Below are 246 nucleotides of genomic sequence, written 5' to 3'. Positions count from 1 at the left end.
GAGCAGTAGCGGTCGGTCTCGGAATAGGCCGACTGGCGCAGGAAGGCTTCCGCCACCAGCTCGGCGCAGAGCAGGATGAGCTGCTGCCGCGCCGGCATGGCGTCCTTGCCGATGATGCGCGCCATACGCTCGAGCCGCGCCTGGTCTTCCAGCAGGGCGAGGAAGCGGCGCCGGAGCTGCGGCCAGCGCGGATTGCCGGCGCCTTGCCACCACGCTGCGAGGGCGGCCACGTCCTCCGAATAGGAC

General features: G+C 70.7%; 1 protein-coding gene. It reads right to left on the bottom strand.

The window, feature by feature from the left end:
- On the bottom strand, positions 1-246 hold a 246-nt coding region (locus tag ACTFO6_RS19415), incomplete at both ends, for an ATP synthase beta subunit C-terminal domain-containing protein (protein ID WP_439935952.1).

The organism is Pelomicrobium sp. G1 (assembly GCF_051905455.1).
In the GTDB taxonomy this organism is placed as follows: Bacteria; Pseudomonadota; Gammaproteobacteria; order Burkholderiales; family UBA6910; genus Pelomicrobium.
Note: the sequence above shows the minus strand (reverse complement) of the source record. Positions and strands in the feature narration are given on the sequence as shown.